At 53.9% G+C, this 20,667-nt stretch carries 18 protein-coding genes, 1 pseudogene and 1 other annotated feature; of the genes and pseudogenes, 5 read left to right on the top strand and 14 right to left on the bottom strand.

Annotated features, from left to right (window positions below; translation table 11 throughout):
- A complete protein-coding gene (locus tag ACFQI7_RS12445) occupies positions 1-654 on the bottom strand; it encodes a copper amine oxidase N-terminal domain-containing protein (protein WP_218100536.1) in 654 nt (217 codons plus the stop codon).
- A gap of 188 nt (positions 655-842) precedes the next feature.
- On the opposite strand from ACFQI7_RS12445, the gene ACFQI7_RS12440 reads away from it, so the two are divergent.
- From ACFQI7_RS12440 to ACFQI7_RS12430, 3 genes are all read left to right on the top strand, one after another.
- Complete coding sequence (locus tag ACFQI7_RS12440) at positions 843-1,181, top strand: hypothetical protein (RefSeq protein WP_218100537.1); 339 nt, start codon at positions 843-845, stop codon at positions 1,179-1,181.
- Between the two features lie 214 nt (positions 1,182-1,395).
- Positions 1,396-2,775, top strand: a complete 1,380-nt coding sequence (locus ACFQI7_RS12435; RefSeq protein ID WP_218100538.1) for an FAD-dependent oxidoreductase — start codon at positions 1,396-1,398, stop codon at positions 2,773-2,775.
- Positions 2,772-3,767, top strand: a complete 996-nt coding sequence (locus ACFQI7_RS12430; RefSeq protein WP_218100539.1) for a glycoside hydrolase family 130 protein — start codon at positions 2,772-2,774, stop codon at positions 3,765-3,767. The genes ACFQI7_RS12435 and ACFQI7_RS12430 overlap by 4 nt, the downstream gene beginning before the upstream one ends.
- Positions 3,768-3,864: 97 nt before the next feature.
- Here ACFQI7_RS12430 and ACFQI7_RS12425 read toward each other — a convergent pair whose 3' ends face one another.
- Positions 3,865-4,905 carry a LacI family DNA-binding transcriptional regulator gene (locus ACFQI7_RS12425; protein WP_218100540.1) on the bottom strand — a complete coding sequence of 347 codons (1,041 nt, stop codon included), beginning with the start codon at positions 4,903-4,905 and terminating at the stop codon, positions 3,865-3,867.
- Positions 4,906-5,070: 165 nt separating this feature from the next.
- Between ACFQI7_RS12425 and ACFQI7_RS12420 the strand changes: the two genes are divergently transcribed.
- Both ACFQI7_RS12420 and ACFQI7_RS12415 read left to right on the top strand, forming a co-directional pair.
- Positions 5,071-6,378, top strand: coding sequence for an ABC transporter substrate-binding protein (locus ACFQI7_RS12420; RefSeq protein ID WP_218100541.1), 1,308 nt, complete (start codon positions 5,071-5,073; stop codon positions 6,376-6,378).
- Positions 6,379-6,396: 18 nt separating this feature from the next.
- Complete coding sequence (locus ACFQI7_RS12415) at positions 6,397-7,017, top strand: SGNH/GDSL hydrolase family protein (RefSeq protein ID WP_218100542.1); 621 nt, start codon at positions 6,397-6,399, stop codon at positions 7,015-7,017.
- A gap of 133 nt (positions 7,018-7,150) precedes the next feature.
- Here the strand turns inward: ACFQI7_RS12415 and ACFQI7_RS12410 are convergent, their stop codons facing one another.
- The 12 genes and pseudogenes from ACFQI7_RS12410 to speB (ACFQI7_RS12355) form a co-directional block, all read right to left on the bottom strand.
- Complete coding sequence (locus ACFQI7_RS12410) at positions 7,151-8,788, bottom strand: glycoside hydrolase family 55 protein (protein WP_218100543.1); 1,638 nt, start codon at positions 8,786-8,788, stop codon at positions 7,151-7,153.
- A complete protein-coding gene (locus ACFQI7_RS12405) occupies positions 8,781-8,981 on the bottom strand; it encodes a hypothetical protein (RefSeq protein WP_218100544.1) in 201 nt (66 codons plus the stop codon). Before ACFQI7_RS12405 ends, ACFQI7_RS12410 begins: the two co-directional genes overlap by 8 nt.
- 337 nt (positions 8,982-9,318) lie before the next feature.
- Positions 9,319-9,801: a class I tRNA ligase family protein gene (locus ACFQI7_RS12400; protein WP_377516912.1), complete on the bottom strand. Its 483-nt coding sequence runs from the start codon at positions 9,799-9,801 to the stop codon at positions 9,319-9,321.
- Between the two features lie 48 nt (positions 9,802-9,849).
- Positions 9,850-10,970: pseudogene (gene metG, locus ACFQI7_RS12395) on the bottom strand (methionine--tRNA ligase); the annotation flags it as partial.
- Between the two features lie 71 nt (positions 10,971-11,041).
- Positions 11,042-11,304: a binding site (T-box leader), on the bottom strand.
- A gap of 131 nt (positions 11,305-11,435) precedes the next feature.
- Positions 11,436-12,728 carry an MFS transporter gene (locus tag ACFQI7_RS12390; protein ID WP_230415210.1) on the bottom strand — a complete coding sequence of 431 codons (1,293 nt, stop codon included), beginning with the start codon at positions 12,726-12,728 and terminating at the stop codon, positions 11,436-11,438.
- Positions 12,729-12,769: 41 nt separating this feature from the next.
- A complete protein-coding gene (gene opp4C / locus ACFQI7_RS12385; RefSeq protein ID WP_377516838.1) occupies positions 12,770-13,699 on the bottom strand; it encodes an oligopeptide ABC transporter permease in 930 nt (309 codons plus the stop codon).
- Positions 13,700-13,725: 26 nt separating this feature from the next.
- Positions 13,726-14,676 (bottom strand): ABC transporter permease, encoded by a 951-nt coding sequence (locus ACFQI7_RS12380; protein WP_218100545.1) that lies wholly within the window; start codon positions 14,674-14,676, stop codon positions 13,726-13,728.
- Positions 14,669-15,709, bottom strand: a complete 1,041-nt coding sequence (locus ACFQI7_RS12375; protein ID WP_329958252.1) for an ABC transporter ATP-binding protein — start codon at positions 15,707-15,709, stop codon at positions 14,669-14,671. The genes ACFQI7_RS12380 and ACFQI7_RS12375 overlap by 8 nt, the downstream gene beginning before the upstream one ends.
- 46 nt (positions 15,710-15,755) lie before the next feature.
- Positions 15,756-16,727, bottom strand: a complete 972-nt coding sequence (locus tag ACFQI7_RS12370; RefSeq protein WP_218100546.1) for an ABC transporter ATP-binding protein — start codon at positions 16,725-16,727, stop codon at positions 15,756-15,758.
- A 21-nt stretch (positions 16,728-16,748) separates the two neighbouring features.
- On the bottom strand, positions 16,749-18,362 hold the full coding sequence (locus tag ACFQI7_RS12365) for an ABC transporter substrate-binding protein (protein ID WP_218100547.1): 1,614 nt from the start codon (positions 18,360-18,362) through the stop codon (positions 16,749-16,751).
- A 22-nt stretch (positions 18,363-18,384) separates the two neighbouring features.
- Positions 18,385-19,374, bottom strand: a complete 990-nt coding sequence (gene speB, locus ACFQI7_RS12360; protein WP_218100548.1) for an agmatinase — start codon at positions 19,372-19,374, stop codon at positions 18,385-18,387.
- Between the two features lie 15 nt (positions 19,375-19,389).
- Complete coding sequence (gene speB, locus ACFQI7_RS12355) at positions 19,390-20,403, bottom strand: agmatinase (RefSeq protein ID WP_230415212.1); 1,014 nt, start codon at positions 20,401-20,403, stop codon at positions 19,390-19,392.
- Between the last annotated feature and the right edge of the window lie 264 nt (positions 20,404-20,667).

Raw genomic sequence — 20,667 nt, 5'->3', positions numbered from 1 at the left:
TTACGGCAAGACGACGATGCCGCCCAAGTTTTCCGAACCGCTGCCGCTTTGCAGACCGGTAATGAGCCATTTGCCGTCCTTCATGCCCAGCGTTACTTTCACGGAGCCTTCTCCCGCGCTGCCCGTAGACGTCTTTAATTGGAATACGATATCGTAGCTTGCCGCCGCCCCATTACCGTCTTCAACACCGCCTGTCACCTTAAAGCTGTCAACCCACGGACTGGACAAGCCGGTGACCCAATGCATCTCTTCATACGATTTGAGGGTTTGAGTTTGAATATCGGACGACAACAGCGCATATTGAACGGCACCGTTTCGGTTTTTAACCGCTTCAGCCCATGCTTCAACCGCCTTGTCGGCGGAAGATGGAATGATCGCACTCCGCAGCAAATCGATTTGCGATAGTAACGACGCCCGATCCGCGTAATCAACGGTAACCATTTGCTCCTTTTCGTTCCATTTCACGTCGGCCCCCGTCGCTTCGGCAACCGCGCGAATCGGTACCATCGTATTCCCTTCGATAATTTGTGGGGGCACTTCGGTTGCGATCGAATTTCCGTTAACAACGAGCTTGACTGCGTTCGCGGAATATGCGGCACCGCAGAACAGCACCAGGGCAATCATCGAGCTTGGTACAACCATCCACTTTTTCACCTTGGAACACCTCGTTAGTAAGATTTCCTTTCCTATCAAACAGACGATACCGCAGCATTAAAGGTTTCAATTCATGGAAATCAGGCGAATGGAAATGATCCCCACTTGCATGAAATTACGAAAGCCCAAGCACGTTTAAACAAACATCATATGTAAATAATGAGGGGTGATAGTGAAAGGAGAGTCCGATGACTTACACGAATATTGCCACTTTTCTGCTTTTAACAAGTGTCGTTTATGTGACCATGCTATTTACCATTCGAGAGTTATTGTTGTCAAAATTACTGCCTTATGCCAAAAAAGCGATAATGAAGAGCGGAAATCAAAATTTATACGTAAAAGATGCTTCGCTCAAAAAAGTAACCAATCACCCCGAGAAATCTTCGTTAACCGCAATGATCGCCATGTGCACCGTGGTCGACGGAACTTCGCAAAACGCAGTGGCTCTCGTGGAATTTGTATTCACGGAAACGAAACAAATTAAAGTTTGCCATACCGAGCTGATCACCGAACCCGTTGCCAGGTAATAGGTGATCGGCTTTTGCTCTTACGCTAGCTCCCTCCCCTTACCTTTTAAGCCCTTCGCCCCTTCTTATGTCCATATTCGATCGCATTCTTGATGAGGTAACTATCCTTTGAGCGCGTACTTTTTATTGATAACATCAACTAATTTACAACTAAACAACAGCTTGTCCTTGTAATATACTTACAATCAAATCCAATAACAAAGGAGGTTATCCGTTGAAAACGATCAGTTTACCGGCGGAGTCGATCCCCATCAGCAAACAGGCGGATGTCGTCGTCATCGGGGGCGGCCCGTCCGGCATCGCCGCAGCGATAGCGTCGGCGCGTAACGGCGCGAAGACGCTGCTCATCGAACAGCGGGGCTATCTCGGCGGAATGGGTACCGTCTCGCTTGTCCCGGCATTTTGCCCTTTTACGGACAAAGAAAAACCGGTGATTCGCGGAATCGGCTTGGAACTGCTGGAACAGATGAAGCAAAATTGCAGTGCCGAATACCAGCGTATGTACCGCAGCAGCCTGGATTGGGTGCCGATCGACCCGGAAGTGCTGAAGCGGGTTTATGACGAAGCGGTGCTTGCTTGTGGTGTCGAGCTGCTCTATCACACGTTCGTCGGCCAAATCGTAAAAAGCGACGATGATCACCATGTTCATACGATCGTCGTCTTGAACAAATCCGGACGCTCCGCCATCGAAGCGAAATATGTGATCGATGCGACCGGAGATGCGGACATTGCCGCCCTTGCCGGCGCCCCGTTTCAAAAGGGGGGATCGGCAGGAGAAATGCAGCCGGGTACGATGTGTTATTTGGTCACGAATGCAGACCGCAAGGCGTTCACCCGCTATTTGAAGGAAAGCGGCGATTCGGGGCAAATTCATTTGGCGGTCGAGAAAGCGCAGCAAGCGGGCGACCTGCCGGCGGGCAGAAAGAAAGTATCGGGATTCGCCTGGCTGTCGGACCATCTGGTCGGCGTCAACTTCGGTCACGTCTTCGGCGTGGACGGGACGAAAGCCGAAGATTTGACGAAAGGCGCGGTTGAAGGCCGAAGGCTCGCAAAAATACAAGTGGATTTTTTACGCCGTTATGTGCCGGGATTCGAACATGCTCATTTGACGGCGACCGGCGAACAGATCGGCATCCGCGAGACGCGTCGCATTGTAGGGGACTATATTTTGACCGAGGACGATTTCGTGAATACGCGAAGCTTTGCCGACGATATTGCCCGCAACGCCTATTTTATCGATGTGCATTTGGCGACGAGCGGCGATCAAATGAGCATTTACCGTCTGCCTCCCGGCCATTCGCATGGCGTTCCGTACCGCTGTCTGCTGCCCAAAGGGCTCGACAACGTATGGGTCGCCGGCCGCTCCGCATCCGCGGACCGCATCGTGCAAAGCTCGCTCCGCGTTATGCCGAACTGTTTTGCGATGGGGCAAGCCGCAGGAACCGCCGCCGCGCTTGCCGCCGAACATTCGATGACAAGCCGAGATGTCCCCATTGGCCGGCTTCAAGAGCGGCTCGTACGCCAGGGCGCATGGCTCGGAGATCGCGTTTGGGACGGCGAGACGCCAATCCATCAAGAAGGAGTGCGCTTATGACTGAATTGATTACGCTGACATCCAGCCCTATGATCCGGCGTCATCCGGACAATCCGATCTTGTCGGCAAAAGATGTGCCCTATGCCCCCGCGCTCGTCTTTAATGCTGGCGTGACGAAGTATGAGGGCAAATATGTTATGGTGTTTCGCAACGACTACGGAAGCGTGCAAGAGCAGACGCTGCTGCACTCCAGCACAACCAACCTCGGTCTCGCGTACAGCGACGACGGCATTCACTGGGACGTGCAGCCGTTTCCTTGCTGGCACTGGCATGACGAGGAAGTCATCCGCGTATACGATCCGCGCCTGACGGTGCTGGAAGGCAAAGTGTATATGTGCTTTGCCGTCGATACGCAGCACGGCGTCCGTGGAGGCATTGCCGCAACGGAAGATTTCAGCAATTTCGATGTACTCAGCATGAGCGTGCCGGATAACCGCAATATGGTTTTGTTTCCCGAGCGGATCGGCGGCAACTACGTGCGGCTGGAGCGGCCCTTTCCGGTTTATAGCCGCGGGAAGCATCGATTCGACACATGGATTTCCGACTCGCCGAACTTGACGCATTGGGGCAATTCGAAGCTCGTGCTCGGCGTGGAGCACGTGCCTTACGCCAACGACAAGATAGGGCCTGCGGCACCGCCGATCAAGACCAAGCACGGCTGGCTGACGACGTTCCACGCCGTAGACATCGATGCCGCGAGAGGCAAAAACGGCTGGGAAGCGGCTTGGAAAAAGCGGTACTGCGCAGGCATCATGCTGCTGGATTTGGAGAACCCGGACAAAATCGTCGGTTTATACAAGGAGCCGCTGCTGGCGCCGGAAGCGGCTTACGAGGTCGACGGCGGCTTCCGCAATCATGTCATTTTTCCGGGCGGTATGATTCTCGAGGAGGACGGCGAAGTGAAGCTGTATTACGGTGCCGCCGATACGGTCGAATGCCTCGCAACGGCGCATGTCGACGATTTGGTCCGACTTTGCCTCGGCAGCAATTGATGTACGAACGAATAGCGGCTGTACACCGTATTCCGTGATCGAGGTTCTTCTCTTGCGTCACTCGGAACCGGAACATCCGCTATTCGGCTGCAATTCACTATATCAGTTTCTTTACCGTATCGCCTTCAAAGAAAGGTCCTTGCAAGCGAATATGTTCATAGGGAAGATGCGCGTTGGCGAGACGCCACAGCATCCGGTCGGCGGCACGGTACCCGGTCTCCTTCATCAGCAGAACGGGGTGCGTGATGCCGGGGATAAAGCTGCTGTGGACATGGTCCAGCCGGATCAAAGAAACGTCTTGCGGGACTTGATACCCCGTCTCGCTCAATGCGTAATAAATCCAGGCAAGACTCATTTCCGTCGCACATAACAGCGCGGTCGGCTTCATCCGCTCCATATGCCGCTTGAATGTATCTACCCATTCGACCTGGTTGTCCGGCATATGGATCAGGTGATCCTCTTCGCGGACCGGCAAGCCCTCCTGCTTCATCGCTTCCACAAACGCCAGCCAGCGCTGCTTGTATCCGCGGGTCCGGTCCACATCTCCGAAATAGAGCAAGTCGCGATGACCGTTCTTAGTCAAATAGTGCACCGACTGCCGCGTTGCATCGTGGACGTCCCAGATCACGCTGTCGACCTTCGCTCCGACGGGCGGAAAGTTGAGCAAAATTTTCGGCATCTTGAGCTCGAGCAATAAAGCTTCCAACGGCCGGGGAATAAGCGCGGTGATGAACAAGCCGTCCGCATACGGCAGCCCTTCCAGTTCCATCCAGCTTGGGAAGCTTTGCGCAGGCAGCGAGTCCGGCATAAAGGCCAAATCGATTTTATGACCCAATTCAAACATACGCTCCTTGAGCCCCTGGAACAGCAGTTGAATGGAGGGACTGGAGGAAATGTCTGAGGAAGTAATGACAAGAAACCGCCGCTGTTTGACCGAGAGGCGCGGGATCCCTTCGTAGATCAAGCTGTTCTCCTGGTCTTTGGTCAAATAGCCCAGTTGATGCGCCAGCTGGAGTACTTCTTTTCGCGTCTCCTCCGACATGCCCGGCAGTCCGCGCAATGCTTTCGACACCGTATAGACGCTTAAACCCAATTGTTTGGCTAGAAGAGACAACGTTACTTTCTTTTTGCGAGGCATCAATAAGGTCCTTTCGCTTATATATTCAACAAAAACACAACTATAATTTATTGTATTTTCATTGTAACATAAACCATGCAGGCAGAAGAAGACGTTACTTCAATTCAGCATAATGTAAGCGTCATCATTTATTGAATTAAAAAGTCGGGAAACGGGGGTTCACGTATGGTAAACAAGTATAGTAAAGCCGTGGCTTCGCTGCTGATCTTATCGCTCATTGCGCTCGGCTGCAGTAACGGACAGGAACCGGCACCGAAGACTGAAGAAACGGGGAACAAAAGCAAAGAACCGATCACTTTAACGATATTCAGCGGTCAACCCGGCGCACTCAATTTTGATAATATAGGGATGATGGACGCACTCAAAAAGAAATTCCCTCACATAACGTTCAATCTCATTCTCCGTGACCAAAAAAATATGGACTACAAGGATCTCATCGCCGCCGGTACGCTGCCCGACATCATTTACGAATCGGCTAGCTTTACGGTAGACCGCATTATGCAGAATGGGTTTCATTACGATTTGCAGGAGCTCGTTAAAAAATATAACTTCAACCTGCAGCAAATCGAGCCCAGCGTTCTCGCGCAAACGCAAAACGCCAACAGCGAGGGCAAACTGTACGGGCTTCCGTTTACGATGAACCGATATGCCTTGTTTTACAATAAAGATATATTCGATAAGTTTGGCGTCCCGTATCCGAAAGACGGCATGACATGGGATGAAATCTATGAATTGGCGAAAAAAGTGACGCGCATCGAGCAAGGTACGACGTATATGGGCTTCACCGCAACGCCGAACAATTTAATGCTGAACAATCAGCTCTCGCTCAGCCCGCTGGATACGAAAGAGGATAAAGCGGTCGTCAATTCGGACGGATGGAAAACATTGTTCGAAAATTTGAAACAGTTCTACGAAATTCCCGATAATGCGCTCGTCCCTTCGTCCGAGACGGCCAAAGGCAATATTGCGATGGCTCTGGAAAGTCATCCGCTCATGATCGGCTGGGCCAGGTCGAACCCGAATTTAAATTGGGATATCGTTTCGCTGCCGAGTTTGAAGGATAAGCCGGGCATCGGGTTAAAGCCGGCGACGCTCGCCTTGTTTATCGCGCAAACGTCCAAATATAAGGATGAGGCGTTCGAGGTCGTTTCATATCTCGTTTCCGAAGAAGTCCAGACGATGCTTTCCAAGCAGGGCGTGGGCACTCCGCTGGTGAATCCCGCCGTAAAAAAAGCGTTCGGTCAAGACGTGCCGGAAATGAAAGGAAAAAATGCGGGCGCTTTCTATTATTACAAAGATGCCCCGCCCTCTCCGCTGCGAGGCGCTAACTTAACGAACGTCAACGTAGATTTCGGCAAAACGTTCAGCGATATGATCAATAATAAAACCGACACCAACACGGTGCTCCGACAGTTTGAAGAAGAGATAAATCAGGCGATCGCAACGGCGAAGCTGGATAAAGCGAAAAAATGAGGAGGCGCGGATCAAGCCATGCACCAATCGTCCAAATGGCGCGGCAAAAGCTGGGGAACGCTCGGCGACAGCATTACGGCCGCGAATATGTATCAGCCGATCGTTAGCGAGGCGCTGGGCTTTGCCCGAACGGTCAACTACGGCCAAAGCGGCTGCCCGGTCACCGCTGGCGGAGACCGGGATTACGGAGCGACGGTCCATATGGCCCGAAAAATGGATTTCACGCTCGACTGCGTGACGGTATTTGCCGGGGTGAATGACTACCGGTTGGCCAAACCGCTGGGCAATCGGCGCCGGCGGGATGACGTGCACACGTTTCACGGCGCTTATGCGACGTTAATCGAATCGATATTAACGAACAATCCGGACTGCCGGCTTAATCTTTGGACCCCGCTCCATCGCGATAAGGACGGCTTCGATATTTACCGTGCCAACGAAGCGGGGCACCGGCTGGTGGACTATGTCGAAGCAGTTCGCGAACTCGCAGCCGAATATGCGTTACCCGTACTCGACCTATATGCCGAAAGCGGCTTTAACAAGCTGACGCTGCCGTTTCTGACCTCGGACGGACTGCATCCGAACGAGGCCGGCCATCGCCGGATCGCTTCAATGGCCGTAAGTTTCTTGGAACGATTATAACGTGAAGCAAACAAGAAGCAGAGGAATTCCGCCGCATGGCGTGAATTCCCCTGCTTCTGACCGTTCACATGGACGGATTTCTCCAGTCCGCAAGTGTGGGGTGCGAAAGCCCGTAATGCGGTGGCCGATCCGCTTACTCTTTCAACTTGAACCCGCGTTTAGCCAGCTGATCTGCGTATAATGACTGAGGCAGTAACGTATCGCCCTGCCCAACCCCCTCCACGAAATCTTCCGGCAACGAATTGTCGCCTGCCGGCACTTTTGTTAGTACGCCGGATGCCGGCCCTTTCGTGCCGATCACATACCCGTGTCCGAATTGCTTCGACTCGACGATAAACGATTTTCCTTTCATATATTTCACCCCGTTGGTATTCCAGAACACCGATTGGGTTGTCGTTTGACCGTGGAGCGTCGTGCCGTAAGGACGGTACTTGGCTTCGAACAGATCGCCGTCCGCCGTCATGTTGTCGAACAAATTGGCCATGCTCAAGTGCATGTGAAAATCGCTGGCCAGCCGCGGATCTTGCGACGAGCTGCGATACAGCACGTTGCCGCTGGTCCACATGCTTTTGAAGTCAAAGCCGTGCCGCGAATGGACCGCCTTGCTGCCGATGACCAGGTTGTCGCTTCCAGCCATAATGAATCCGTAACCGTTGCCGCCTTCGCCTTTGTATTGCGGATTTTGCACAGTGCTGTTGCGTATCGTAATCGAACGGGATTTATATAATTCCACCGCATCGGATAACGTGTGAATGTCGTCTTTATTTTCCTTCGGCCGATACGACTCGACCTCGTTCATCCACGAGTTCAGCGCATGGCGGAACTGCACCATCTTCGAGCCGTGCACCTCGTAAGCGCCTGTACCGGCCTTATCGAAATCGAGATCGCCCCAGCCATCCTTCGGATTTTGCCGCATGCCGATCGACAATCGCTCGATACCGACCTCTTCAATCGACGGGGCCACTTTGTACACAGAGGCATGATCGCGAAGCTTGAGCGGATACCGGGTCGGGATGTCGACCGTGATCGTCCCGGCTTTGGCGTCGACCGCCACGATCTGCCTGTAGAAGGTCGGGCCCTTCAGACTGTCGTTCCATTTGCCGGACATACCGTGTTCGGCGATGAACGCGCCGGTCGCCTCCGATTGTATGACGACATATTCGCCTTTTTTCAGCCCGTCGACGGAACTAACCGGAATGGTCCGGGTCGGCTCCATTACATCCTGAGTCAGAAGTATTTTTTTGCCGGCCGGTTTGTGCCAATCACCGCCTGCCGCCGGAAAGACGGAGATGACCCGCTTGTTCCGCATCGAAGTTTCATCGTTGCGGATGAAGGTCGATTGCGCGCCTTCACCGCGCAGCACGACGCCGCTATGCCGGATGCAAAGCGCGCACTCTCGGCCTTTGTCTGGCCGGACGCCGTACGTGCCTGCCGGCAATAGCACAACGCCGCCTCCAGCGGCTCCCGCCTGGTCAATCGCCTTTTGAATGGCCGCCGTCGAATCGTTTTGTCCGGTCGGATCGGCGCCGAAGGTCACCGCATTGTATGTTTTGCCCGGCGGGTTGGAAGGAATCGGAGTCTCGCCCATGCGATAGCCGGCGTAAGAGAAGTCATGCAGAAACCGTCCTTCCGCATCCTTAACGCCCGGCTTCCAGTCTTTCGGATACAGCGCGCTTCGCCACCCGTTCTCTTCAGCGGTCTTTGCCGAGCAGGAAGTAAAAATAACGGCAAACAACAATGCGAGCGGAACCATCTTCTTCATTTTATACATCCGCATATCCTCCATCACGTATCGTCTTTTTCCATACGACGCCAGGCCCTTTCGGATCGACTAAAAAATGCAGGTACAAATCGTTGCCTTTGCGCGTCGCCAAAATATCATTATATTGGAGCAGATCGGAAACGGATTCCGCCTGATGAAACGACTCTTTGAACGTCCGATGCCAGCGCACGATAAGCTTCAATGTACGAACATCCCGTAACTTTTTTCTAAAAACCAGTCCCTCTCCTCATGGAAGCGCGGTATCATCCATCGTATCCCCCTTTTTCAATTCGGTGATATTCATTAAAACTGCATATGTATGCGCTTTCCAATACTCGCGCTCTTTTGCGTTCCTTACGCCATTGTACCAGCATTTAACTGCGGAATATATATGCAATCTCGACCTTTTGTGCCCATTATGAAAAAGGCCCGGTTCGTAAAACGAAGAAGCCTTCCGGGCCCGATCACATAAAACACTTCGTTCTCTGCCCATCGTAACGAACTGACGCGCAGCGACAGAAGCTTCAACTCCCAACATGTCAATGCTCACGCTCTCCCCCTCTCCCCAATGCTTTTGTTTCCTCTTCGATCCTACTGAGGTCAATACGTTCAAATAACAATTCCAGCTTGTGAACGGTACGGCCTGCTGGAACATCCGTCCAATGCCAGCCCGGCTCGCCGAGCGACAGAAACGTTCTTATTTTATCGCAGGAAAACGGAAGGAACGGATGAAGCAGTTGAGCAAAGTTCGCAATGATTTGTACGCAAGTGAACAACGTATGCGCGCAAGCTTCCCGGTTTTGTTTCACCTGAATCCACGGCTTTTGTTCATCGAAATACTTGTTGGCCCGCCGCACGTGAGCGAATATCAGCTCCAGCGCTTCCTTCAAATGCCCGTCTTCGATCAAGACTCCGGCCTTGCGGTACAGTTCGGTCAGAGCGCTCTTCCAATCCTCGTTCATGCTCCCCGCAGGAACGCGGCTTTCGAACGATTTGCCGGCAAACGCGAGGCTGCGGTTCACGAAGTTGCCGAAGGCGCCGAGCAGTTCTCCGTTGTGGCTGTGAATGAATTCCCTCCACGAAAAATCAGTATCCGCTTCTCCGGGCCGTTCGCGATCAGAAAATACCGGATCGAATCCGGTTCGTACCGGCTCAGCATATACGGCAGCCAAACCGCCCAGTTTCGGCTCGTAGAGAATTTCTTCCCTTCCAGCGTCATATATTCGCAAGAAATGATCCGATCAGGCAGATGCAGGCCCCCTGCCCCAAGCAGAAATGCGGGCCAAATGAGCGTGTGAAAAGGCACATTGTCTTTGCCGTGCACGTAATAAGCGGTAATATCCCTCTCCCCATCGAGCCAAAAAGGCTCCCATCGGCCGCCCGTCTCCGACGCCCACTGCTTGCTAGCCGACAAGTAGCCGCTGACCGCTTCGATCCATACATAAATTTTTTTATGCTCGAATCCCGGCAAAGGTACGTCTACGCCCCATGATAAATCCCGGGTGGCCGCCCGATCGCGCAGCCCTTCCTCCAAATAGCGCCTCGTAAGCTGAACGGCGTTTTCCCTCCAGCCCGCAGCTGCCTGGCTTGCATACCCGGCCAGTTCATTCTGAAATCGGGAAAGCGCAAAGTAATAATGCTCCGTCGGCCGTTCGACCGGCGGGTTGCCGCAAATGCCGCATGTTCGCTCGAGCAAGTCGGCAGGATCAAGAAGCGTCGAGCAGTGATCGCACTGATCGCCTCGCGCCTGCTTTGCGCACACGGGACATATGCCTTCCACATAACGGTCCGGCAAAAAGCGCGCATCCGTTTCGCAATACGTCTGCTGCACGGTTCTCGAATACAAATAGCCTTGCTCCAGCAGCTTTCGAAACAGTTCCTGCACGACCTCATGATGGAAGCGCTGATCTGTACGGGTATACAAATCGTACGTAAACCCTAACTGCTTAAAACCGTCGGCAAATTCGCGGTGATAGTGGCCGGCGATATGACCCGGTTCCACCCCCTCGCGGATGGCCTGCACCGCAACCGGCGTGCCGTGGCAATCGCTCCCTGATACGTACAATACGTTGTCCCCTTTCGCCCGAAAGTAGCGGGCTAACACGTCTCCCGGCAGCAAGCTCGCCACCCGCCCAAGATGCAGTGAACCGTTCGCATAAGGCCATGCCCCGCCGATAAAAATATTCGCCATTCGAACCGCCTCCTCCGATTGATAGCAAAGCTGAAACGCAAAAAGAAAAACAAAAAAAACTCCAATCCCGACTAAGGGACGAGAGTTTTCGCTCACGTGGTACCACCCAAATTTATTCATGCCTCGCGGCATTCACCTCTTCAGGTACGACGCTTTTATGCGTGATACCCTAGCACAGTAACGGGTGCAGGTTCCGTCGCAGCCTACAACCGGATGAGGTTTCGGTGCGCGGCTCGGAGACCATATTCCCAAGGGTATTCTTTGCTCCTTTTCACCGGCCGGAGCTCTCTGTAAAAGAAGTCGCCAAGGTACTCTTTCTCTTCACAGCTTTTATAAACGGATTCAATTTATTGGCAATTATACGGTTTCAAATATGCGGTGTCAAGCACAATCGCCTCGAGATCGTCCAACAGGCGATGCACCCCTCCCACACGTCTACTGCAAACTTTCACCGAATGCCGATTGCTATTGCGATATTGTGCTTAACTTCGCTTTCGGGACCGGGTCGGGATCTTTGTTCATATTCGCATGAATGTAAAACATAAGCAGCGCAGCAATGGAAGCCATCGTGCCGAAAAAGAATACGGAGGAAATCCCCCATAAGTCGTACGCATGCCCGAACACCAGCGGCCCGATCATTCGGCCCATATTGGCAAAGCCGCCGGCAAGCCCCATATAGAATGGCGAATGGACGCCCGCTTTTTCGGAAAAGAACGTCGGAATCGCCGGCAGCAGCATCATTTCGCCTAACGTGGCCAGCACCATGCCGATCGCCAAATACGCATAATGTTCGTGGAAAAACAAAATGAACGAAAACGCCGATACGGTAAACAGCGCGCTGACTAGCATTTGCCAGACGATATCTTTGGCAAACCGCCTTTTGATCCAGCTCGTAAGCGGCTGGCCGGCCAATATGACGATGCCGTTAATCGTCCAGAGCAAGCTGTAATATTTAAGATCCATTCCTTTTTCGTCGATATACGGCGCCACGCCGTTCGCCCATTGGGTAAACGATAGCCAGAAAAACATCGACCCGGCCGAAATAAACAAGTACAGCCGCACATTTCGCAGCAGCTGCCACCGGTTCATTTGCACAAGCACGGGGTGCCGGCTCTCGTTTCGCGGCTCAGAAGAGCTTTCTTTGTCCGTCTCCTCCAAGCCGGTCGCTTTCGTATCCACTTCTTTCATAAACGCGAGCAGAAACACGGTAAACAGCAGCGTGGAGCTTGCCGTCAGCATGTACGTCAGCGAGAAGGAAATCGAAGCGACGAAGCCGCCAACCATCGCACCGATCGACAAACCGACGTTATTGCACACGTACATGACATTGTACAGCTTACGGCGGTGTTCCTTCCAGCGGAAGCCGACGTACGCGTTCATGGACGGCATGCTGATGCCGTTCGCGAAGCCGAGCAAGCATACAAGCATCAAGTAAAGCGACCATTGCTGCGTAAACGCGATGGCAAACATCGTACAGGAGGAGACGAAGAACGAACCGGCAATCATCCGTTTGGGACCGATGCGGTAATATAAATTTCCGCCGGTAAATTCACCGAGAATGCCGCACAGCGCTTGATATAAAATGACGAGTCCCGCTTCGCCGTACGATTTGCCCATTACGTTATGAACGTACAGCGTCGTCAGCGGCCACATGACCGCCTTGCCAGTCGAATTGACGAAGCTGGCCGCCAGAAAAAAAAGCGCGTCGCGGGGCAAAGCCCGAAACAGCGGAATGCTTACTAAAGAGAGACGATTCACGTTAATCACCAGTTTGCATTAGATTTGGTCGGGAACGACGCCTAGACATTCAATTTTTTCGGATCCATGGCATCGCGAATCCCGTCGCCGATAAAATTGATGGACAATACCGATATGATAATGACGAGACCCGGCGGAATCCACAGCCACGGCTGGCTCGTCAGCGCCGTGATCGATTGGGCCGCACCCAGCATATTCCCCCAGCTTGCCGTCGGCGGCTGGACGCCCATGCCGAGAAAACTAAGCGACGATTCCGACAAGATCGCCGCTGCCGCTCCGAACGTTGCATTCACCAGAATCGGCCCCATCGCGTTAGGGAGAATGTGGCCGAATATGAGCCGGGGCGTACTGAGCCCGAGCGCGACGCCCGCTTTCACGAACTCGGTCTGCCTGAGCGACAGCACGCTGCCCCGCACCAGCCGCGCCACCGGAGGCCAGCCGAGCAGTGCGAGCACGATAATAATATTGGATAATCCCGTGCCGAGCACGGTTACGAGCACCAGGATGACCATGAGCGTCGGGAAGGACATGACGACGTCGATCACCCGGTTGATGACCATATCGACCCATCCGCCCAGATAGCCGGCGACGGCGCCGATGATAGTACCCACTATAACATAAATCGCGACCGCCAACACCCCTACCGACAAAGATACGCGAGTCGCATAAATCAGCCGGCTGAGCACATCCCGACCCACCTGATCCGTTCCGAGCCAATGCTGCGCCGACGGAGCCGCGGAAAACGCGCCGCCGATTGCATTCGGATCGTATGGAGCGATAAGCGGTGCGAATATCCCGGTCAGCACGAGCACTACGAACGAAACGAGTCCGGCTACGGCCATCTTGTGTTTCAGGAACCGACTGGCCACCATTTTGGCGTAGCTGTCGGATTCGAATACTTCGCCTTTGGGCGAAAGCAGCGCCGGGATCACTTCCGGAGCGGTCATTTCCTTCTGCAAATCCATGGACATACGGCAACTCTCCCTCCTTTGCTTTTTTAGCTGTATTTGATGCGCGGATCGACGACGGCATACATGACGTCCGACCACAGATTGGCCGCAAGCACCGTCAATGCCGCCAGCATGTTAACGCCCATCAGGAGCGGGAAATCGCGCGACAAAATCGCTTGAATCGTCAGCTGCCCCATCCCGTTCCATTGGAAGATGCTTTCCGTTATGACCGCCCCGCCGATCAGAATCGGAATATCGAGACCGGCGATCGTAATGACGGGGATCAGGGCGTTTTTAAGCGCATGCTTGTTGACTACGAAAAATTCGCGAATTCCTTTTGCGCGGGCCGTACGCAAGTAGTCCTGATTCAGCACTTCCAGTACGCTGGAACGAACATAGCGGACCATTCCCCCGGCGATCGAAGTGCCGAGCGTTACCGTCGGCAGTACCAGATGCAGCGCCTGATCCCAGAAACCTCCGTCGCCGCCGACGGTATTCATCCCTCCGGTCGGCAAGATGCCGACCATCACGCCGAAGACGTAAATCAGACCAAGCCCCAGAAAAAAACTCGGAATCGATACGCCGAGAAACGACCCAGCCGACATGAAATAATCGAATTTGGAGTTTGCTTTCACCGCGCAGTAGATGCCGATCGGGATGGAAATCAAATATCCGAACGCAATCGCGCAGCCCATCAAGATCAGCGTCGGCATGAGCCGTTCCCCAATCAACTGCACGACAGGCTGAAAGGAGCTGAACGAATGCCCGAGATCGCCTTGCACCAAATTCGCCAGCCATTTGACGTAGCGGATCATGAACGGATCGTTGAGACCGAGCGCTTCCCTTCGGACCTGCTTATCCGCTTCGGAAACGTCCGGATTCACATACATATCGACAGGGTCTCCCGGAGCCAAGTTGATAAGGATGAAATTCAAAAAAGTAACCCCGAGCAGCACGGGAATGGCGATCATTATTCGGCGGACGATGTAATTAACCACAGGCAGTCCCTCCCATCGATTGCGGCGTCTCCTCGGCAAGCGGAAAATGACAGGCGACCAAATGCTCGCCTCCGGTCAGCATCGGCTCCCGCTCCCGGCAAATCGACTGCGCCACCTTGCAGCGCGTATGAAACCGGCAGCCCGCCGGGGGTGAAGCGGGACTCGGCACATCGCCCGTAAGGACGGTGCGGTCCGCGTATCGCAGACGGGGGTTCGGTACGGGGTACGCCTCCAGCAGCGCATTCGTGTACGGGTGCCTCGGCATGGCAAACAGCCGTTTTGTCGGCGCAAGCTCGACGATTTTGCCCAAATACATGACAGCGATGCGGTCGCTCATATATTTGACCGAGCCGAGGCCGTGGCCGATAAACAAATACGTGAGGCGAAACGAACGCTGCAGCTCTTTAAGCAAGTTCAATATTTGCGCCTGGATCGATACGTCAAGCGCCGATACCGGCTCGTCGCAAACGATCAGCCTCGGACGCAATCCGACCGCTCTAGCAATGCCGATCCGCTGGCGCTGCCCGCCGGAAAATTCATGCGGATATTTCCCGAGGCTTTGCGGCGAAAGCCCGACAATTTCCATCAGCTCCGACGCCCGCTTGACCGCTTCCGCATCGTTAAGCCCCGACAATACCTTCAGCGGTTCGGTCAGCAGCTCGACAATGCGCTTGCGGGGATTCAGCGAAGAATATGGGTCCTGGAAAATCATCTGCAGGTCGCTGCGCATCGATCGCATTTGCGACTGGGTAAGCTGAGCCAGATTGCGGCCCTGGAACATGACGCTGCCTTCCGTCAAATCTTCAAGCTTCAGTATGCTCCGGCCGAGTGTCGATTTGCCGCAGCCGGATTCGCCGACAAGACCGACGGTTTCGCCGGGGTACACATCCAGGTCGATGCCGTCGACCGCTTTGATGTGACCGACCGTTCTGGAGAACACCCCTTTCTTAATCGGATAATATTTTTTGATCCCTTCCAGCTGCAGCAACGGCTTTAAGCCCGGCGTTTCGTCAATCTTCGTCGTCAGCATCATTCATCCCCTCTTCCCGTCCGGTTTGACGTTCATGCTATGAACCGTTCTATGCGCTCGCTTCTTCGGCGAACCAACAGCGAACCATGTGACCTTTGCCGGTCTCCTTGAGCGGCGGGGCTTCCATGCAGCGTTCGGCCGCCAGCGGGCACCGGGCTTGATAGCGGCAGCCTTGCGGCATATCCCGCAAGGAAGGAACGGCGCCCGGTATGGACTGCAGCTCCTCATCCTCGATTTCAATATGCGGGATGGATTGCATCAAGCCTGCCGTATATGGATGCATCGGGCGGTCGAACAACTCCTGCACCTCGGCTTCCTCCACGACCTGTCCGGCATACATGACCATGACGCGGTCCGCCATTTCGGCTACAACGCCGAGATCATGGGTGATCAGCATGATGGCAGTCCCGTGCTCGCTGCGAATTTTTTTCATCAAATCGAGAATTTGCGCTTGAATCGTAACGTCCAGCGCGGTCGTCGGTTCGTCCGCGACGAGCAGCTTCGGATTACAAGCGAGCGCCATGGCGATCATGACACGCTGCTTCATTCCTCCGGACAGCGTATGCGGGTACTGATCCATCACCCCTTCCGCCCGCGGAAAACCGACTTCCTTAAGCAGACGGACCGCATGGTTCCATGCTTCCTTTCGGCCTAGCCGCAAGTGGAGCCGGATCGGCTCCGTAAGCTGGTTGCCGATTGTGTATACGGGATTGAGCGACGACATCGGATCCTGGAACACCATGGCGATGTCTTTCCCCCGGTAAGCGTTAAGCTCACGGTCCGATAAAGACGCAAGGTCTTTCCCTTGAAATACGATCGAGCCGTTGTTCATGTAGCCATTGCGTCCAAGCAGCCGGAGAATCGACAGCGACGTCACGCTTTTCCCACAGCCCGATTCGCCGACGATGCAGAGCGTTTCCCCCTCTTTCAGCGTAAAGCTGACATCGTCGACCGGGGTGACCTCGCCCTGCTCGGTCCGATAGGACGTTTTTAGATGCCGCACTTCCAGAAGATGGTTCATCGCTTTATCCCCCAATCCGCATCATTTTCGCGTCCACCCATTCACATCGTAATGCATGCCGTCCATCACGCCGCCCTTTCCGTCCACGCTTTTGGCAACGGCCATCAAATTGTATTCGGAGAAAATCGTAATGAGCGGCACTTCTTCTTGAATCATATTTTGCAGTTCGGAATAAATGGTGAAACGCTTCTCCTTATCGGTCTCATTCATACCGAGATTGAACAGCTCGTCGACACGCTTGTTCTTGAACCGCATGTCGTTCAAAGCGGCTGTGGAGCGATATACGTTCGCCGGACCGTCAGGGTCCATGATGCTGCCGAAGCTGCTGAGCGCCAGATCGAAATCGCCTTTGACCAGCCGCGATACGGTCGTCGGAAAATCGAAATTGACCTGCTTGACTTTCAGCCCGATCGCCTGAAAGTTTTGCTGAATGATGTTGCCTGCCATCTCGCGGGTTTTGTCGCCGGTCGGAACGATCAGCTCGATCGTCTTGTTCATATCGAATCCGGCTTCCTTGAGCAGCTGCTTCGCTTTCTCGGGCTCGTACCCGTAGCTTTTCACATTTTTATCGTGATAAGGGTGGGAGTTCGAATAAGGCCCGTTCTGAAGCTCGCCGGCGCTCGGCATCAGCTGGTCTACGATCATTTTCCGGTCGATGGCGTAAGCGAGCGCCTGCCTGACTCTTTTATCCGGGAACCGTTCCGTATTGATTTCAACGGAGTTGTATCGGCGGGTCGGCTGCTCTTCCGTGCGCAAATTCGGGAACGTCTTGACCGTCTTCCATTCCGAGGCCGGGATGTTGCCGGTTCCTTGCGCCGCATTCATGTCCAGCTCGCCGGATTGCAGCTGAGCGACAATGTTGGCGGCCGGCATAATTTTGATAAACACCTTTTGAATTTTCGGCGCACCGCGGTAGTACGATTCATTGGCCGCAAGCTCGACATACGATTTATTTTCATACTTGACGAATTTATAGGCGCCTGAAGTGACATTCGGATTTCGCCAGAACGATTGCTGGTTCAACTGGGCCGGATCGACGTTTTCCAAAATATGCTTCGGTACGATCAAAACATCCGAAAACCGTTCGTAAATGAGATTCGGATCTACCGGCTTGCTCGTCTTGATCTCCAGATGCTTGTCGTCGACGACTTTTACCGAGCTGAGTTTCGTTTCGCCTTCCGGCAGCATTCCTTTCTCGTTCAAGCCCGCGAGGGCAAATATCGCGCTGCGCTGCGTCGTGACCGTCTTGGGACTCGCGATCAGGTTCAGCGTAAATTCCACGTCTTGCGCAGTCACCGGCTTGCCGTCTGTCCAGTTCGCTTTCGGATGAATGGCAATGCTAAACGTTTGGTTATCACTGGTTTTGAACGACTCGGCCAACATCATCTTGTACTCCAGCGGACCGACCGTCTTGACGAGCGAATCGAAGAAATACCGGTAGGTGAAAACGGCCCCGCTCGAACCGCTCCCGTCCGAGTCAATCGGATTGAACATTAACGGGGGATTCGTGATCCCGACAGTTAATTGGCTGGCGCTTGCCTGACTTGCTTCCTTAGGCTTTGAAGCGCTGCAGCCGGCGACGAATAATGCGCCGATGAGTGTAACGACGGTAAGCTTTCTATAGATTCCCCTCATGTTCACGCCCCCCCTTGCTTTATTATCGAACCGATCCGGCTGGAATCGCGCTCCCTTTGGACGGAATGCCGTCCAGGCGCCGTTTTACGGCGAGCAGGCAAACGAATTCGAACGCGATGTTGGCGGCATGCAGCGCGGTAATGTGGCTCGGATCGCGGTCCGGCAGCACTTCCACCAGATCGAAGCCGATGAAGTTGATGCCCGCCAGCCCCCTGAGCATGCGCTGCGCCTCGTATGTCGTAAAGCCGCCGACCTCCGGCGTACCGGTTCCCGGCGCGTAGGTCGGGTCAAGGAAGTCGATATCGAAGGTGAGGAAAACCGGCCTGTCGCCGACTTTTTGCTTCACTTTGGCGCAAAGTTCCTCGATCGTTAAGTCGCGGACATCGTCGGTTGTCAGCACCTCGAAGCCCATCGCTCTCGCGTCGTCGAGGCCGTTCGGTTTGAACGTGCTTCCGCGCATCCCCATCTGAATCGAATGCTCCGCATCGATTAAGCCTTCGTCCACCGCGTAGCTGAATACACAGCCGTGCGACCACATGCGCTCCGGGTCCTGTGCTCTTCCCGTATCGGAGTGCGAATCGAAATGGACGAGGCAAACCGGACCGTATTTCTTGGCGGCGGCTCGCAAGTGAGGCAGCGAGATCGAATGGTCGCCGCCGAGTAGAATCGGTACGATGCCCGCTTCGAACACAGGCGTCAGCTGCTCCTCGATAACCCGGTACGACTGCTCGATATAGCCGGGATGCACCCGCAAATCGCCGTAGTCGATGCCGGATAAATACTCGGATATATCGATTTTATGCACGGGCGAGATCGGACGAATCCGCTGTGACATCGTGCGAATGGAAGACGGTCCGAACCGCGCTCCGATGGCGTAGCTGACGCCGGTGTCGAACGGAACGCCGATGACGGCAAAATCGACATGCTCCAGCGTTTGAACGTGCGGAAGATGCATAAACGTATGAATCCCGGAATATAAAGGTTTTCCCATTTCGATTTGCGGACGATACATATTAGCCACTCCTTCTTATTGTTTGGAATTGTGCTGCGATGATTGCGAAGCCAAGACTGGGCTGCCGGCAGCCGGGATACCTTCGATCCGGCGCCTTGCCGCGAGCAGAGCAACGAACTCAAAAGCGATATTGGCGGCGTGCAGCGCCGTGATGCCGCTGGAATCGCGGTCCGGCAGCACTTCGACAAGGTCGAAGCCGATGAAGTTGATGCCGGCCAATCCCCGCAGCATGCGCTGCGCTTCGTACGTCGTAAACCCGCCGACTTCCGGCGTGCCGGTACCCGGCGCAAAGGCCGGATCGAGGAAATCGATGTCGAAGGTCAGAAATACGGGCCGATCGCCGACTTTTTGCTTCACTTTGGCACACAGCTCCAAAGCGGAGAGCGCCTTTACGTCGTCGGTCGTCAGCACCTCGAAGCCCATGGCTCTCGCTTCGTCGAGGCTGTTCGCCCGATAGGTGCTGCCGCGCATCCCCATCTGGATCGAATGCTCCGCATCGATCAACCCTTCGTCTACCGCGTAGCTGAATACCGCGCCGTGCGACCACATGCGCTGAGGATCCTGGCCTCTGCCCGTATCGGAATGCGAATCGAAGTGTACGAGGCATACAGGGCCGTGCTTTTTGGCAGCCGCTCTCAGATGCGGCAGCGAGATCGAGTGATCGCCCCCAAGCAGAATCGGAACGATGCCGGCTTTGAATATTGGCGTCAGCTGCTCTTCGATAATCCGATACGACTGCTCGATATAGCCCGGGTATACTTTCAAATCGCCGTAATCGATGCCCGATAGGTACTCGGACGTATTGATCTTATGGCTCCGGGATATCGGCATAACCCGCTGCGACATCATACGAATGGCCGAAGGTCCGAAACGTGCGCCGACGGCATAGCTCACGCCCGTGTCGAACGGCACGCCGATCACGGCGTAATCAACATGTTCCAAAGTCTGGACGTGCGGAAGATGCATAAACGTATGAATGCCGGCAAACTGTGGCTTTCCTGTGCCTACTTCGATTTGTGGTCGGTACAAACGATTCACTCCCTTGCTTCTCGATTGTGATAAGACAAAATAATTGCGAAAAAGACAAAGAGGGCCGCTCTTAATTGAATAAGAAGCGGCCCCATTGCCTCTACAAATCATCGCTGTTGACGATTTGTCATTTGCAGTTGTTTGATTTGTATTATAATGCAGATATTTCTTCAATGTCAATATATATGACATTAAAAATATGTTTTTATGAATTTCGCAATTTTTATGTCACATTACATAACATTTATATTGAGTTTTTGAAAG

Origin of the sequence: Paenibacillus allorhizosphaerae, assembly GCF_042659105.1 — a bacterium.
Classification (GTDB): Bacteria; Bacillota; Bacilli; order Paenibacillales; family NBRC-103111; genus Paenibacillus_G; species Paenibacillus_G allorhizosphaerae.
Note: the sequence above shows the minus strand (reverse complement) of the source record. Positions and strands in the feature narration are given on the sequence as shown.

What these genes read in the sequence shown, in the direction of transcription:
- ACFQI7_RS12440 (WP_218100537.1), top strand. Translation starts at nt 843, where the DNA reads ATGACTTACACGAATATTGCCACTTTTCTGCTTTTAACAAGTGTCGTT.
- ACFQI7_RS12430 (WP_218100539.1), top strand. Translation starts at nt 2,772, where the DNA reads ATGACTGAATTGATTACGCTGACATCCAGCCCTATGATCCGGCGTCAT.
- ACFQI7_RS12425 (WP_218100540.1), bottom strand. Translation starts at nt 4,905, where the DNA reads ATGCCTCGCAAAAAGAAAGTAACGTTGTCTCTTCTAGCCAAACAATTG.
- ACFQI7_RS12420 (WP_218100541.1), top strand. Translation starts at nt 5,071, where the DNA reads ATGGTAAACAAGTATAGTAAAGCCGTGGCTTCGCTGCTGATCTTATCG.
- ACFQI7_RS12415 (WP_218100542.1), top strand. Translation starts at nt 6,397, where the DNA reads ATGCACCAATCGTCCAAATGGCGCGGCAAAAGCTGGGGAACGCTCGGC.
- ACFQI7_RS12410 (WP_218100543.1), bottom strand. Translation starts at nt 8,788, where the DNA reads ATGTATAAAATGAAGAAGATGGTTCCGCTCGCATTGTTGTTTGCCGTT.
- opp4C (WP_377516838.1), bottom strand. Translation starts at nt 13,699, where the DNA reads ATGTCCATGGATTTGCAGAAGGAAATGACCGCTCCGGAAGTGATCCCG.
- ACFQI7_RS12375 (WP_329958252.1), bottom strand. Translation starts at nt 15,709, where the DNA reads ATGATGCTGACGACGAAGATTGACGAAACGCCGGGCTTAAAGCCGTTG.
- ACFQI7_RS12370 (WP_218100546.1), bottom strand. Translation starts at nt 16,727, where the DNA reads ATGAACCATCTTCTGGAAGTGCGGCATCTAAAAACGTCCTATCGGACC.
- ACFQI7_RS12365 (WP_218100547.1), bottom strand. Translation starts at nt 18,362, where the DNA reads ATGAGGGGAATCTATAGAAAGCTTACCGTCGTTACACTCATCGGCGCA.
- speB (WP_218100548.1), bottom strand. Translation starts at nt 19,374, where the DNA reads ATGTATCGTCCGCAAATCGAAATGGGAAAACCTTTATATTCCGGGATT.